The 14,023-nt window shown below is 67.7% G+C and carries 15 protein-coding genes and 1 pseudogene; 9 read left to right on the forward strand and 7 right to left on the reverse strand.

Annotated features, from left to right (window positions below; genetic code table 11):
* Positions 1-23: 23 nt before the first annotated feature.
* A complete protein-coding gene (locus tag QOI01_RS22200; RefSeq protein ID WP_526384770.1) occupies positions 24-686 on the reverse strand; it encodes an O-methyltransferase in 663 nt (220 codons plus the stop codon).
* A 178-nt stretch (positions 687-864) separates the two neighbouring features.
* Here QOI01_RS22200 and sigE point away from each other — a divergent pair, with 178 nt between their 5' ends.
* The 4 genes from sigE (at position 865) to tatB (ending at position 4,121) form a co-directional block, all read left to right on the forward strand.
* Positions 865-1,638 (forward strand): RNA polymerase sigma factor SigE, encoded by a 774-nt coding sequence (gene sigE / locus QOI01_RS22205; protein ID WP_526384772.1) that lies wholly within the window; start codon positions 865-867, stop codon positions 1,636-1,638.
* 108 nt (positions 1,639-1,746) lie between these two features.
* Positions 1,747-2,142, forward strand: a complete 396-nt coding sequence (rseA, locus tag QOI01_RS22210; RefSeq protein WP_526384774.1) for an anti-sigma E factor RseA — start codon at positions 1,747-1,749, stop codon at positions 2,140-2,142.
* Positions 2,143-2,211: 69 nt separating this feature from the next.
* Positions 2,212-3,711, forward strand: a complete 1,500-nt coding sequence (gene htrA, locus QOI01_RS22215; protein WP_526384776.1) for a serine protease HtrA — start codon at positions 2,212-2,214, stop codon at positions 3,709-3,711.
* Between the two features lie 2 nt (positions 3,712-3,713).
* Entirely contained in the window at positions 3,714-4,121 is a 408-nt protein-coding gene (gene tatB, locus QOI01_RS22220; RefSeq protein WP_526384778.1) for a Sec-independent protein translocase protein TatB, read from the forward strand.
* Here the strand turns inward: tatB and QOI01_RS22225 are convergent.
* From QOI01_RS22225 to QOI01_RS22240, 4 genes are all read right to left on the reverse strand, one after another.
* Positions 4,118-5,275, reverse strand: coding sequence for a P-loop NTPase (locus QOI01_RS22225; protein WP_526384780.1), 1,158 nt, complete (start codon positions 5,273-5,275; stop codon positions 4,118-4,120). The two genes, tatB and QOI01_RS22225, sit on opposite strands and share 4 nt — an antisense overlap.
* A gap of 24 nt (positions 5,276-5,299) precedes the next feature.
* A complete protein-coding gene (locus QOI01_RS22230; RefSeq protein ID WP_526384782.1) occupies positions 5,300-6,562 on the reverse strand; it encodes a lytic transglycosylase domain-containing protein in 1,263 nt (420 codons plus the stop codon).
* A gap of 98 nt (positions 6,563-6,660) precedes the next feature.
* Positions 6,661-7,197, reverse strand: coding sequence for a DUF1003 domain-containing protein (locus tag QOI01_RS22235; RefSeq protein ID WP_526384784.1), 537 nt, complete (start codon positions 7,195-7,197; stop codon positions 6,661-6,663).
* A complete protein-coding gene (locus QOI01_RS22240; protein WP_526384786.1) occupies positions 7,194-8,519 on the reverse strand; it encodes a magnesium transporter MgtE N-terminal domain-containing protein in 1,326 nt (441 codons plus the stop codon). Before QOI01_RS22240 ends, QOI01_RS22235 begins: the two co-directional genes overlap by 4 nt.
* 25 nt (positions 8,520-8,544) lie before the next feature.
* Between QOI01_RS22240 and QOI01_RS22245 the strand changes: the two genes are divergently transcribed.
* On the forward strand, positions 8,545-9,501 hold the full coding sequence (locus tag QOI01_RS22245) for an HpcH/HpaI aldolase/citrate lyase family protein (RefSeq protein ID WP_526384788.1): 957 nt from the start codon (positions 8,545-8,547) through the stop codon (positions 9,499-9,501).
* On the opposite strand, the gene QOI01_RS22250 is transcribed toward QOI01_RS22245, so the two are convergent.
* Positions 9,498-10,082 (reverse strand): DUF4190 domain-containing protein, encoded by a 585-nt coding sequence (locus QOI01_RS22250; protein ID WP_526384790.1) that lies wholly within the window; start codon positions 10,080-10,082, stop codon positions 9,498-9,500. The genes QOI01_RS22245 and QOI01_RS22250 overlap by 4 nt on opposite strands.
* Positions 10,083-10,147: 65 nt before the next feature.
* Positions 10,148-10,663: a DUF4190 domain-containing protein gene (locus QOI01_RS22255; protein ID WP_526384792.1), complete on the reverse strand. Its 516-nt coding sequence runs from the start codon at positions 10,661-10,663 to the stop codon at positions 10,148-10,150.
* A 149-nt stretch (positions 10,664-10,812) separates the two neighbouring features.
* Between QOI01_RS22255 and QOI01_RS22260 the strand changes: the two genes are divergently transcribed.
* The 4 genes and pseudogenes from QOI01_RS22260 to QOI01_RS22275 all read left to right on the forward strand — a co-directional run.
* Positions 10,813-11,325 (forward strand): general stress protein, encoded by a 513-nt coding sequence (locus QOI01_RS22260; RefSeq protein WP_526384794.1) that lies wholly within the window; start codon positions 10,813-10,815, stop codon positions 11,323-11,325.
* Between the two features lie 229 nt (positions 11,326-11,554).
* Positions 11,555-12,952: an ABC transporter substrate-binding protein gene (locus QOI01_RS22265; RefSeq protein WP_526384796.1), complete on the forward strand. Its 1,398-nt coding sequence runs from the start codon at positions 11,555-11,557 to the stop codon at positions 12,950-12,952.
* Between the two features lie 116 nt (positions 12,953-13,068).
* Positions 13,069-13,905, forward strand: a complete 837-nt coding sequence (locus QOI01_RS22270; protein WP_526384798.1) for a carbohydrate ABC transporter permease — start codon at positions 13,069-13,071, stop codon at positions 13,903-13,905.
* Positions 13,906-14,023: pseudogene (locus QOI01_RS22275) on the forward strand (carbohydrate ABC transporter permease); the annotation flags it as partial.

The raw sequence follows: 14,023 nt of genomic DNA on the forward strand, positions 1-14,023 counted from the left end.
TACAGCTGCTCGCGAGAGAAAAGTCAGTCGCGGGCGGCGGCGAGCAGGCCGTCGCCCAGCGGGACGAGCACCGGGGTGAGCCGGTCGTCCTCGGCGATCAGCCGCGCCGCCTCGCGCACGGCGCTGACCTCAGCATCGTTGGCGTTCGCATCGCCGGCACGCCCGCCCAGTGCAGCCCGATGCACGATGATCGCGCCACCGGCCCGTAGCAGCCGCACCCCTTCGACGACGTACTGCGGCTGGTCGATCGGATCGCCGTCGATGAACACCAGGTCGTAGGAATCGTCGGCCAGCCGGGTGAGCACTTCCTGCGCGCGCCCGCTGATCAACCGGGTCCGCGACTGCCCCACACCGGCCTCCGTGAACGCCTGCTTGGCCAGGCGCTGATGCTCGGGTTCGACGTCGATCGTGGTGAGCACCCCGTCGTCGCGCATGCCTGAGAGCAACCACAACCCGCTGACACCCGCGCCCGTGCCGACCTCAACGACCGCCTTGGCGCCGGTCAGTTTGGCCAGCACACACAGCAGGGCTCCGACGGCAGGAGTGACCGCCCCCGCGCCGATGTCGACGGCACGCTCACGGGCGCCAGCGACGATCGCGTCTTCGGAGATCGAACCCTCGGCATGCGTGACGATCGACTCGGCGCGGCTCGGCTGCGCACCCGTCGGGTCGCCGGTGCTGGCCATGCCCGCAGCGTAGAGCTAACCGATGTACGCCGCACCGCGACACGCCCGCGCTCGAGCGCCAGAATCACACCTCGAAGAAACCTGTTTTCCCTGGTCGAAAAATGGGTACCGATCATTCTCAGGAAATGTTCAGTTTGCTCATATGCCAACCACACCCGGGTCGGAGACGGTTACTCGCATGGAACACGGCGGACGCTGGCGTTACGGGAATAACCATGTGGACGCGCGTGTTCCCGTCGACATCGAGTCGTCGATGCCGGATGGCGGCTCTGACCAGGAGGATCTGACGACCACAACACAAATCGTTCCCGCCGCTCCGGTGTCCATGGCACACATCGAGCAGTACACCGACGGGGATTGGGTAGAGCCGTCCGACGAATTGAGCGGCACCGCGGTGTTCGATGCCACCGGCGACAAGACCACCATGCCGTCCTGGGACGAGCTGGTCCGGCAGCACGCGGATCGGGTGTACCGCCTCGCCTACCGTCTTTCGGGCAACCAGCACGACGCGGAGGACCTGACGCAGGAGACCTTCATTCGTGTCTTCCGGTCGGTGCAGAACTATCAGCCTGGGACGTTCGAGGGATGGCTGCACCGCATCACGACCAACCTGTTCCTGGACATGGTTCGTCGCCGTAGCCGTATCCGGATGGAGGCGCTACCCGAGGACTACGACAGGGTGCCGGCCGCCGACCCGAACCCCGAGCAGATCTACCACGACTCCCGGCTGGGTCCTGACCTGCAGGCGGCGTTGGACTCTCTACCGCCAGAGTTCCGTGCCGCCGTCGTGCTCTGCGACATCGAAGGTCTGTCCTACGAGGAGATCGGCGCCACCCTCGGGGTCAAGCTCGGCACCGTGCGCAGCCGCATCCACCGCGGTCGGCAGGCGTTGCGCGAGTACCTGGCAAACCATCCCGACGCGTACGCCGAAGGTGCCGCGCGGACTGCGTGACCTCTGATTCAAGGTCCAGTGAGTGTTCGTAGTGGCCAGCCGCGCTACATTCGAAGGTATCGCCATTGTGATGAGCTCGGATGAATGGGTTTGGAGAGGAGCAGGTCGATGGTCGACCCGGGGCACGTGTTCCGCCGTGCATTCTCTTGGCTGCCCTCTCCGTTCGCGTCGCAGAGTGATGCGCCCATCGGTCCGCGCAGGTTCGGCTCGACGGAGCATCTCTCCACCGAGGCCATCGCCGCGTTCGTCGACGGTGAGCTGCGGATGAGTGCGCACCTCCGGGCGGCGCATCATATGTCGCTGTGCACTCAGTGTTCGGCTGAGGTCGACGCCCAGGGGCAAGCTCGCGCAGCGCTGCGGGACTCCTGCCCGATCGTCGTGCCGACTTCATTGCTCGGCGCATTGTCACAGATCCCCCACTGCGCACCGCTGGATCCGCCGGTGGAGGACGTGGCCTCGCAGTTTGCTGCTGACGTGCCGCGTGTCCGCCGCAAGCGCCGGTAGGGTGAATGTCTGGCCAAAGCAATGGCGTGCGTCGCTAGTGGCGCACGCTCCGACGGAGAGTGAACACGGGTGACCAACCAGGACCAGACCGGCGATCGCCCTCGGATGGAGCCGAAGCCGGTCTCGCGCCCGCCAGTCGATGCGGCGCAGGCGCGCGCATTCGGGCGGCCCGATGGCGTGTCCGGCTCGTTCCTCGGTGCGGAGAAGCACCGCGACCAGGGCGACTACACCCCGAGGGACCAGGCGCCCGACGCCGTCCTCGCCGACGCGTTCGGCAGGCCCGACGGGGTCTCCGACACGCTGCAGCGCCATCCCGCTGACGCGGGCGCCCTTCAGGCCGAGCACGACAGGGGTCTTCCCCACGCGCCTGACGATCCGTGGCGGGACCCGAACGCGGCACCCACGCTCGGAACGCCCGCGCAGCCGAGGCCCGCGCCGGTTGCGGCCGAGACGGCGCCGATGGGCAAGCTCGGCGTCCGCGACGTTCTGTTCGGCGGTCGGGTCTCCTACGTGGCGCTGGGCATCCTCGTCATCATCGCCCTCGTGATCGGCGGCATCGGCGCGGTCATCGGCAACAAGACCGCCGAGATCATCCCGGCCTTCACCACCTCCAAGGTCACGCTGCAGACCAACGGCGCCGCCCAGGAACCCACCAGCCGGTTCGCCGACGTCGCTTCTGCCGTTGCGGATTCGGTGGTCACCATCGAGGCGCTGAGCAAGGGCCAGGGGTCGCAGGGATCCGGTGTGGTCGTCGATGGCCGTGGCTACATCGTGACCAACAACCACGTCATCTCCGACGCCGCGAAGAGTCCCGCCGACTTCCAGATTTCGGTCGTGTTCAACGACGGCCACGAAGTTCCCGCCAACCTGGTTGGTCGCGACCCGAAGACCGACATCGCCGTGCTGAAGGTCGACAACGTCGACAACCTGGTCGTCGCCCGTCTCGGTGACTCCGAGAAGCTCCGGGTGGGCGAAGAGGTCATCGCCGCGGGTGCTCCGCTGGGCCTGCGCAGCACCGTCACCCACGGCATCATCAGTGCCCTCCACCGTCCGGTCCCGCTGTCCGGTGACGGATCCGACACCGACACCGTCATCGATGGCGTGCAGACCGACGCGTCGATCAACCACGGCAACTCCGGTGGCCCCCTGATCAACATGAACTCCGAGATCATCGGCATCAACACGGCTGGCAAGTCGTTGTCGGACAGCGCAAGTGGGCTCGGCTTCGCGATCCCGGTCAACGAGGTCAAGGAAGTCATCGAGGGTCTGATCAAGGACGGCAAGATGTCGCATCCGACGCTCGGTCTGAACGCGGTGTCGGTGAGCAACGACGTGGCTTCCGGGGCGTTGATCAAGAACGTCGTCGCGGGTGGCCCGGCGGACAGGGCCGGGATCAAGGAGAACGACGTCGTCGTGAAGGTCGGTGACCGCACGGTGGCCGACGCCGACGAGATGGTCGTCGCGGTGCGTCAGCTGAAGATCGGCCAGGACGCGCCAATCCAGGTGCTCCGCGACGGACGCCCCGTCACCCTGACCGTGGACCCCGGCTCCGACAACCCTGCGGCATAACGATGTTCGCCAACGTCGGCTGGGGTGAGATGCTGGTGCTCGTCGTGGCGGGTCTCGTCATTCTCGGCCCGGAACGGCTACCGGGCGCCATCCGCTGGACGACGACCACCATGCGCCAGGTGCGTGAGTATCTGAGCGGCGCCACCAGCCAGCTCCGTCAGGATCTGGGTCCCGAGTTCGAGGACCTGCGCCAGCCGCTCAGCGAATTGCAGAAGCTACGGGGGATGACGCCCCGCGCCGCCCTGACCAAGCATCTGCTCGACGGCGACGACTCGTTCCTGACCGGAAACTTCGACAAGCCCGTGAAGCCGGTCTCCGACGGGCAACCGCAACCGCATGATCAGCCGCAGCCGCCGCAGACCGAACCGCGCCCGCCCGCGGCGACGCCGTTCGACAGCGACGCGACTTAGCGCCCCACCGGGTTCAGCCCGAGCGACATCCCCGCCAGACTGCGCTTGCGCACCGACAGAGAGTCGGCGATGCCGCGCAGTGCCTTGCCGGCCGCCGAATCCGGTGCGCTGAGGACCAGCGGCACGCCCGAATCGCCCGCCGTCACCAGCGCCTCATCCAGCGGAACCTGGCCGAGCAGCGGCACGTCGGCGCCGACGGACTTGGTGAGGCTTTCGGCGACCCGCTTGCCGCCGCCTTCGCCGAAGATGTTCATGACGGTGCCGTCGGGAAGCGTCAGGCCGGACATGTTCTCCACCACGCCGACAATGCGCTGATGAGTCTGAAGGGCGATGGCACCGGCTCGCTCGGCGACTTCGGCGGCCGCCAGCTGGGGCGTCGTCACGACCAGGATCTCGGCGCCGGGAATCAGCTGCGACACCGAGATCGCGATGTCGCCGGTGCCAGGGGGGAGGTCGAGCAGCAGCACGTCGAGGTCGCCCCAGTACACGTCGGCGAGGAACTGCTGCAATGCCCGGTGCAGCATCGGCCCGCGCCACACCACCGGGGTGTTGCCCTGTGTGAACATCGCGATCGAGATGACCTTCACGTCGTGGGCGATGGGCGGCAGGATCATCGATTCGACCTGGGTGGGCCGGTCGCTGGTGCCCATCATGCGCGGCACCGAATGTCCGTAGATGTCGGCGTCCAGCACACCCACCGACAGGCCACGCGCGGCCAGTGCCGCCGCGAGGTTGACCGTGACGCTCGACTTGCCGACCCCGCCCTTGCCCGACGCGACCGCGTACACACGGGTCAGGGATCCGGGTTGCGCGAAGGGGATCACCGGCTCACGGGAGTCGCCGCGCAACAGCTTGCGCAACTCCGTGCGCTGCTCGTCGCTCATCACGTCGAGCGTGACCTTCACCGCGCCCGTGCCCGGCACGTCGACGACGGCCTGCTTGACGCGATCGGAGATCTCGGTCTTCTTCGGGCAGGCCGACGTGGTCAGGTAGATCTCGACATGAACAGCACCGTCGCCGGGGTCAATCGACACGTCCTTGACCATGCCGACCTCTGTGATCGGCCGCCGGAGCTCAGGGTCTATGACCTTGGACAGCGCCGATCGCACGGAAGATTCCAGGGCCCCAGAATCACTGGGCGTTGACGGAGACATCACCAGCGATTGTAGGCGCAGCCGTCAGTTGACCGGACCGGGCACCGGGCCCGCCGGTGGGGGCGGCGCAGGAGCATCCACCGGCGGAGGACCGAACGCTGGCGGCGGCGGCGGCAGAGGAGGTGGCGGGGGCGGGAACAGCGGGGGTGGGAACTGCGGTGCGGGCGGCGCGTCGGGAAGGGGCGCCGTCGCCGCGGGAGTCAGACAGAAGACCTGGCAGTTCTGCTGTGGAGCCGGCGCCTGCGGTGTCAGGCAGAAGACCTGGCAGTTCTGGACCGGAGCCGGGGGGACACCGGCGCCCGGGCCCGGCGGAATCCCCAGTTGATTCGCCCCGGTCGCGACCATCACCTGCAGCGAGGCCAGGGGATCGTTGGCAGGCAATCCGATCCCCGGTCCCAGGCCCTCCGGGTTGGCGTCGAGGTGCGCGTCGCCGATCGGAGGAGCAGTTCCGATCGGCGGCAGGTCGACGGGCGCCACGCCGGTCGCGTAGGCGGCGGCCCAGCCCAAGACGTTCTGGGCGTACGCCATCGAGTTGTTGTAGCGCAGGATCGCCGCCAGCACCTGAGACCGGTCGCGCAGGTTCAAGTTGCCGCTGCAGAGGTACCTCGCGGCCCCGAGCGACGCGTCGTAGACGTTCTGGATGTCGGCCTTGCCGTCGCCGTTGCCGTCGGAGGCGTAGCGCGCCCAGGTGCCGGGTAGGAACTGCATGGGACCCATGGCCTGGGCGTAGGTGACGCGGCCGGCCTGGACGCTGTGCACGATGACCTCGTTGCCCGGAAGGGTGCCGTCGAGGGCGGGGCCGAGGATCGGCTGCACTGCGGTGCCACGGACATCGGTAGCGCCGCCATAGGCGTGCAGTGACTCGATGCGGCCGATGCCCGCCAACAGGTTCCAGCTCACCCCGCATCCCGGATAAGCGCCGGCCATCATGCGTTCGGCGTTGCGGTAGGCGCTCAGCGCGACCGCCGGAATCTTCAGCGTGCCTGGCGAACTCACGACGATCGGCGGCGGCGGAGCGAACAGCGTGGCAGCGGCGAAGCGGAACGCGGTCGGGGCCCGCGGGGCGGCGACGACGACGACACCGGAGTCGTCGCCAGTGCGTGCCACCGCCGCCAGTGGCGTGATCCCGTCGTCGGCGACGGCGTGCTTCGGTGTGGGAGCCGACGCGCCGACGGCCAGAACCAGGACGAGCGGGACGATCACCGCGACGCCGAACGCGGGCGTGCGGACGATGCGGCCTGCGCGGCGGCGCACGGCCGCGTAAGCGGTGCCAGCCCCTATGTGCACTCAACCGTCCTAGATCCGCGGTCGCCGAACGAGGTGCCGGCAAACGTCATGAACCAAGTCACCATACCGACTAGTGGTGCGCGTGTTGCAGCAATGCACTAGTCGGACTCATCCCAGTTGCTCGCGGCCGTCGAGGCCGAGTTCTTCTTGGGTTTCTTGGGCCGCAGTTCATCGAGGAGATCGCGCACCTCCTCGAGCTCGCGCCGGAGATAGTCGCGGGTGACCACCTCACCGACCGCGATGCGCAGCGCCGCGAGTTCGCGGGCCAGGTACTCGGTGTCCGCCTTGGTCTGCTGGGCGCGCCTGCGGTCTTCCTCCAGCGACACCCGGTCGCGGTTCTCCTGACGGTTCTGCGCCAGCAGGATCAGCGGCGCCGCGTACGCCGCCTGCGTGGAGAACGCGAGGTTCAGCAGGATGAAGGGGTACGGATCCCATCGCAGACTGACGGCGGACAGGTTCAGCGCGATCCACACGATCACCAGGATCGTCTGCATGGCCAGGTACCTGCCGGTGCCGAGGAAGCGCGCGATCGACTCGCTGAATTGGCCGACGGCCTCGATGTCGACCCGCGGCCGGAATCGTCGCCTCGACTTCCGCGGGGTGTCGAGGCGTTGCCGGGCGGATAGATCGCTCACGGTCGACTTCCCGGCGTCCCGGCGGCGTCGGTGAAGTCACCGGTGTCGGGCAACTCGGGGTCCTCGGGTCGCACCCGCCAGTCGTGGGGCAGCAGATGGTCGAGGACGTCGTCGACGGTGACCGCGCCGAGCAGGTGCTTCTCTTCGTCGACCACGGGACCGCAGACCAGGTTGTAGGCGGCGAAATAGCGCGTCAGCGCGGCCAGGGACGTCTCGGGGGTCAGGGTCGGCAGATCCGAGTCGACGATGCCGCTGACCAGTGCAGCGGGCGGCTCGCGCAGCAGGCGTTGCAGGTGCACGCAACCGAGGTAGCGGCCGGTCGGAGTGGCCGTCGGCGGACGAACGACGAAGACCAGCGAAGCCAGTGCCGGCGTCAGGTCGGGATCGCGTACCCGGGCCAGCGCCTCGGCCACGGTCGTGCCGGGTCCGACGACGACCGGCTCGGGCGTCATCAGACCGCCCGCGGTGTCGGGCGAGTGCTTGAGCAGCCGTCGCACCGGTTCCGAGTCCTCCGGATCCATGCGGGCCAGCAGGGCTTCTGCCCGTGAGGCGCCGAGCTCGCCGAGCAGGTCGGCGGCGTCGTCGGGGTCCATGGCCTCGAGCACGTCGGCCGCCCGTTCGGCGTCCAACCTCTCCAGGAGGTCCGCCTGCTCGCTCTCCGGCAGCTCCTGCAGGATATCGGCCAGGCGTTCGTCGTCGAGGGCGTTGACGACTTCGTAGCGGCGCTTGGCGGGCAGCTCGCGGATGGCGTCGGCGACCATGATCGGCCGCTGTCCCTCGAACTGGGCCAGCAGCTGGGCGACGCCCTGACCGGGCAACGACATGGCCGACTGGGTCAGGCCCGTCACGTTCTGCCAGTCGACGATGTGCATCGAGGTGCGACGGCCCAGCCTGCGATGGCTGCGCACCGCGACGCGGGTGACCACCCAGTCGCGGGTGCGGATCTGTTCCAGGGCGAGGTCGACGACGACCAGGTCGACGCCAGCCAGGTCCGCCAGCTCGGGATCCTGCACGCGCACGCGCGTGTCGAGGACCTGGCCGAACACCAGAACCTCACCCGGCCGCTGGGCGAAACGGCGCAGCGACACGTTGGCCGTGGTCAGTGTCACGGCAGCTGGTTCGATCGCAGTAACGCGCAGGAGGCCGACGAAAATTCTTCTGCGGGTGAGCAATTCGACAACGAGACCGAGCACTCGGGGTTGCTGACGACCGATGCCGATGCTGATCACCACGTCGCGGACGCGGCCGATCGATTCACCGTCGGGGCCGAGCACCAACATCCCCGATAGTCGGGCCGCATAGACCCTGTTCACCGCCACCATGACTCAAAGAGTAGAGAGTGTTGGCGTGGAGAATCGATATCGCCCCCGTAGAACGTGTCTTTCGGTTCCGGGCAGCAGCGCCAAGATGATTGAGAAGGCGAAGGGACTGCCCGCCGATCAGGTGTTCCTGGATCTCGAGGATTCGGTCGCACCAGATGCCAAGGCGCAAGCGCGTACTCAGGTGGCCGAGAGCCTCGCGGCAGACGGCTGGGCGGGCCAGCTGCGCGGGGTGCGCGTCAACGACTGGACGACGCCGTGGACGCATGCCGACGTCATCGAGGTGGTGGCCGCGGCGGGCGCGCATCTGGACGTCGTGGTGCTGCCGAAGGTGACCGAAGTCGCACACGTGCAGGCCCTCGACCTTCTGCTGACCCAATTGGAGGTCACCCACGGGCTGCCGGTGGGACGCATCGGCATCGAGGCGCAGATCGAGAACGCCCGGGGTCTGACCAACGTCGACGCGATCGCTGCGGGGCCGCGGATGCAGGCGCTGGTTCTCGGCCCCGCCGACATGATGGCGAGTCTGAACATGCGCACGCTGGTGGTGGGTGAGCAACCCGAGGGATACGACGTCGGCGACGCCCACCACCACGTGCTGATGCGGATCCTCGTCGCCGCGCGCACGTGGGGCATCAACGCGATCGACGGCCCGTTCCTAAAGGTGCGCGACGTCGAGGCATTCCGGCGGATCGCGGGTCGCGCGGCGGCACTGGGATACGACGGCAAGTGGGTGTTGCATCCGGGCCAGGTCGAGGCGGGCAATGAGATCTTCAGCCCGCGCCAGGCCGATTACGACCATGCCGAGCTGATTCTCGAGGCGTACGAGTGGCACACGTCGCGAGATGGCGGAGCACGCGGCGCTGTGATGCTCGGCGACGAGATGATCGACGAGGCGAGCCGCAAGATGGCGCTGGTGATCGCCGGAAAGGGGCGGGCCGCCGGAATGACCCGTGCGGCGGATCGGTTCGAGCCGCCGAGCTAGTAGTAGGACGGCGAGGAGACGGCGAGCGCGATGATGATGACGACGACGTACAGCAGCCAGCCCACAACGGCGAGCGCACCGACGATGACCCCCGCCAGGGCCAGGCCGTATCCCTCCTGCCCGGTCCGCTTCGTCTCGCGCATCGCGATGACACCGAGGATCACGCCGACGATCGAGGGCACACCGCACAACATAAGGCCGGCCAGAGACGTGACGAGCGCACCGATCGCCTTGCCGTTGGTGCCGGTCGGCCGCACCGGGGCGTAGGGGTCGTAACCGTACGGGTATCCGCTCGGGTACTGCGGCGGGTAACCCGCGGGGGGCGGCGGGTATCCCACTTGCGGATAGCCGGGCTGCGGATAGTCGGGTGGGGGATAGCCGGGCTCCGGATAGCCGGGCTGCTGGTAGCCGGGTGTTGGATAGCCGGGCTGCTGGTAGCCGGGCGGCGCGGGGTACTGCGGCGTCGTCCCGGTGTCCGACGGATAGTCCACGGGCGCATAGGGGTCGGCGTGCGCCGGGGATTCCTCCAGCGGCGGGTACTCACTGCCGCGCGGCGGCTCGTCGGGTCCGGGGTTCACCATTCGCCGAGTCCGTCGGGCGGTGTCATGGTCTCCAACCTACCGTTCGGGGGATCCGGGGAGCCCCGTCAGTACAAGAACAACTTCGAGGAGTAGACCATCACCAGGAGCAGCGAGCCGAGCAGGGTGACGCCCCCGATCGCGATTCCGGCGATGGCCATCTCCTTGCCGTTCTGATGGCGCTTGCCGATCTGGTTCAGCGCGATGATCCCGAGGACGACGCCGATGATCGAGCCGACGAACGGCAGGCAGAGGAAGTAGGCCGGAATGCCGACCAGCGAACTCACCAGCGAACCGATCGCCATGCCGTTGGTGGCGGGCTGGTTGCCGTACGCGGGCGGGTACGGGTTGCCGGACGGATGGGGGTAGGCGGTGTTGTACGCCTGGTACGGCGGCGGAGGCGGGAAGGCCCCGGGCGGCATCTGCGGTGGCGATGAATACCCAGGTGGCGGTCCTGAAAACGGGGGCGGTGGTGGGACGCCGTAGCCAGCGGGTGGGTACTCGAACGCGCCAGCTGCCGGGTGCTGCTGCCCACCCGGCCGCCGACCTCCCGGATCACCTGGGAAGCTTCCCGGATAACTCATTGGGTCAACGTACCGGAGCCAAGGGCAACCAGTACTTCTCCGGCGGACGGCACCAAATGGGCAACGTCGAACGTTGGACACGTCGACAGGGGCCGAACGATGGAGAATGAAGACGCTCCACCGCACACGAGACGAACGGGGACACGAAGATGACGAACCCACTTCAGAATCAAGGGCGGGCGGGCCAGAATCCGGGACGCGGTGGATTCGCCGGCTTGCCGACCCCGCCGAAGGGATGGCCCATCGGCTCCTACCCCACCTACGCCGGGGCGCAGCGTGCGGTCGACTTTCTGTCGGATCAAGAGTTTCCCGTGCAGCAGGTGACCATCGTCGGCGTCGACCTGATGCAGGTGGAGCGGGTCACGGGCCGGCTCACGTGGCCGCGGGTGCTGGGCGGGGGAGCGCTGACGGGCGCGTGGCTCGGCCTCTTCATCGGCCTGGTGCTCGGCTTCTTCGGGCCGAGTCCGTGGAGCGCGCTGATCGCCGGCCTGGTGGCCGGCATCTTCTTCGGTCTGATCACCTCCGGGCTTCAGTACGCGATGGCGCGGGGCACAAGAGATTTCAGCTCGACGATGCAATTGGTTGCCGGCCGGTATGACGTGCTGTGCGATCCGCAAGGCGCCGAGAAGGGCCGGGACCTATTGGCGCGCTTGACGATCTGACTCCAGGCCACCGGTGGCGGTCGGCCCGCGGCCGACACGCCGGGGCGTGGCAGGTGTTTGCGCATTTGTGGCCCGCGCACCGCGCGAAGGTTGCTGCCGCGTCACGATTCCGACGCGCGGGTTCGATAGTGTTGCACATCACGCGTAACTCGCTCTACGGTTTGCGCGCGGGGACGTCCTCGCCCGGAGCCGCCCCGGCGGCGACATCGAACCCGGACAGGAGACGGTGGTGCGCGTTAGACGGCTGTGCGCTGCAGCGTTGGCTGGGTTGACGACGGCGTCGATGATGTCGGCGTGCAGCGCCCAGGGTGGCGGCACCGTCATCAACTACTACACACCCGCCAATGAGATGGCCACCTTCACCGCGGTGGCCAAGCGGTGCAACGAAGAGCTCGGTGGACGCTTCACCATCAAGCAGATCAGCTTGCCCAAGGGCGCTGACGATCAGCGACTGCAGCTGGCGCGCCGACTCACCGGCAACGACAAGACCCTCGACCTGATGGCGCTCGACGTGGTGTGGACCGCCGAGTTCGCCGAAGCCGGCTGGGCGTTGCCGCTGTCCGACGATCCGGCGGGCGAAGCCGAGGCCGACGCGAGGGAGAACACTCTTCCCGGTCCGTTGAAGACAGCCGAGTGGCAGGACGTGCTGTACGCCGCGCCCATCACTACCAACACCCAATTGCTTTGGTACCGAGCGGATCTGATGCAGGAGCCGCCCGCGACGTGGGACGCCATGGTCGCCGAGGCCACCCGCCTGCACGCCGCGGGGAAGCCGAGTTGGATCGCCCTGCAGGCCAAACAGTACGAGGGTCTGGTGGTGTGGTTCAACACATTGCTGGAAAGCGCAGGGGGGCAGGTGCTCTCCGACGACGGCAAGACGGTCACGCTGACCGACACCCCCGAACATCGCGCGGCGACGGTGAAGGCGTTGGAGATCATCAAGGCGGTTGCCACCGCGCCGGGTGCCGATCCGTCCATCACCCAGACCGACGAGGCGACGGCGCGGCTGGCGCTCGAACAGGGCAACGCAGCCCTCGAGGTGAACTGGCCGTTCGTCCTGCCCTCCTTGCTCGAGAACGCGGTCAAGGGCGGCGTCGGGTTCCTGCCGCTCAACGAACGTCCCGAACTCGAGGGCTCGATCAACGACGCAGGCACCTTCTCGCCAACCGACGAGCAGTTCACGACGGCATACGAGGCGAGTCAGAAGGTGTTCGGCTTCGCCAATTACCCCGGCGTGCTGCCCGGCGAGCCAGCGAAGGTGACGCTCGGCGGGCTGAACCTCGCGGTCGGCAAGAACACCCAGCACAAGGCCGAGGCGTTCGAGGCCATCCGGTGCCTGCGCAACGTCGAGAACCAGCGATACACCTCCGTCGAGGGTGGCCTGCCCGCCGTCCGCACGTCCCTGTACGACGATTCGGCGTTCCAGAAGAAGTACCCCCAGTACGCCATCATCCGCGAACAGCTCACCAACGCCGCGGTACGTCCGGCGACCCCGGTCTACCAGGCTGTTTCCACGCGCATCTCCGCGGCGCTGGCCCCCATCAACGCGATCGATCCGGAGCGCACCGCCGACGTCCTGGCCGACCAGGTGCAGAAGGCCATCGACGGCAAGGGGCTGATCCCGTGACCGCACCCACCGGGGAGGTTGATTCTTCGCACGAGCGCTCATCAGCCCCGTCGACCACCCCGGCCGCCGGCGCCACCGAAAACGACAAGTCCGATCGACGCCTCGCGTTTTGGCTCATCAGCCCGGCCGTCATCCTGATGCTCGCCGTGACGGCCTATCCCATCGCCTACGCGGTGTGGCTCAGCCTGCAGCGCTACAACCTGGCGGCGCCGGATGACACCAAGTTCGTCTGGTTCGACAACTACGTCACCATCCTCAGCGACAGGTACTGGTGGACGGCGTTCGTCGTCACGCTCGCCATCACAGTCGTGTCGGTCGCCATCGAGTTCGTCCTCGGCATGGCACTGGCACTCGTCATGCACCGCACCATCTTCGGCAAGGGCGTCGTCCGCACTGCCATCCTGATCCCGTACGGGATCGTCACCGTCGCGGCCTCCTACAGTTGGTACTACGCGTGGACGCCGGGCACCGGCTATCTGGCGAACCTGCTCCCCGCCGGGACGGCCCCCCTCACCGAGCAGCTCCCGTCGTTGGCCATCGTCGTGCTCGCCGAGGTCTGGAAGACGACGCCGTTCATGGCGCTGCTGTTGCTCGCTGGCCTCGCGTTGGTGCCGCAGGATCTGCTCAACGCCGCGCAGATCGACGGCGCAGGCGCATGGAGGCGTCTGACGAAGGTGATCCTGCCGCTGATCAAGCCGGCGATCCTGGTGGCGCTGTTGTTCCGCACCCTCGACGCCTTCCGCATCTTCGACAACATCTACGTGCTGACGGGTGGTGCCAACGACACCGGCTCCGTATCGATCCTGGGCTACGACAATCTGTTCAAAGCCTTCAATCTGGGCTTGGGTTCGGCGATCAGCGTGCTGATCTTCCTGACCGTGGCCGTGATCGCGTTCATCTACATCAAGCTCTTCGGCGCGTCGGCACCTGGCGCGGACGAGGAAGGTCGCTAGATGAGCGAGCGGGTGAGTCCTGGCCGCGCCACGGGCTGGACCGTCGTCAACGTGCTGGTGGTGCTCTACGCACTGTTCCCCGTGCTGTGGATTCTTTCGCTGTCACTGAAGCCGACCT

This window comes from Mycobacterium sp., from assembly GCF_032162605.1.
Classification (GTDB): domain Bacteria; phylum Actinomycetota; class Actinomycetes; order Mycobacteriales; family Mycobacteriaceae; genus Mycobacterium.

Excerpts from the sequence above, each read along its gene's own strand:
- sigE (WP_526384772.1), top strand. The coding sequence starts at position 865 with ATGGAACACGGCGGACGCTGGCGTTACGGGAATAACCATGTGGACGCG.
- tatB (WP_526384778.1), top strand. The coding sequence starts at position 3,714 with ATGTTCGCCAACGTCGGCTGGGGTGAGATGCTGGTGCTCGTCGTGGCG.
- QOI01_RS22225 (WP_526384780.1), bottom strand. The coding sequence starts at position 5,275 with ATGTCTCCGTCAACGCCCAGTGATTCTGGGGCCCTGGAATCTTCCGTG.
- QOI01_RS22255 (WP_526384792.1), bottom strand. The coding sequence starts at position 10,663 with ATGAGTTATCCGGGAAGCTTCCCAGGTGATCCGGGAGGTCGGCGGCCG.
- QOI01_RS22200 (WP_526384770.1), bottom strand. The coding sequence starts at position 686 with ATGGCCAGCACCGGCGACCCGACGGGTGCGCAGCCGAGCCGCGCCGAG.
- QOI01_RS22250 (WP_526384790.1), bottom strand. The coding sequence starts at position 10,082 with ATGGTGAACCCCGGACCCGACGAGCCGCCGCGCGGCAGTGAGTACCCG.
- QOI01_RS22260 (WP_526384794.1), top strand. The coding sequence starts at position 10,813 with ATGACGAACCCACTTCAGAATCAAGGGCGGGCGGGCCAGAATCCGGGA.
- rseA (WP_526384774.1), top strand. The coding sequence starts at position 1,747 with ATGGTCGACCCGGGGCACGTGTTCCGCCGTGCATTCTCTTGGCTGCCC.
- QOI01_RS22240 (WP_526384786.1), bottom strand. The coding sequence starts at position 8,519 with ATGGTGGCGGTGAACAGGGTCTATGCGGCCCGACTATCGGGGATGTTG.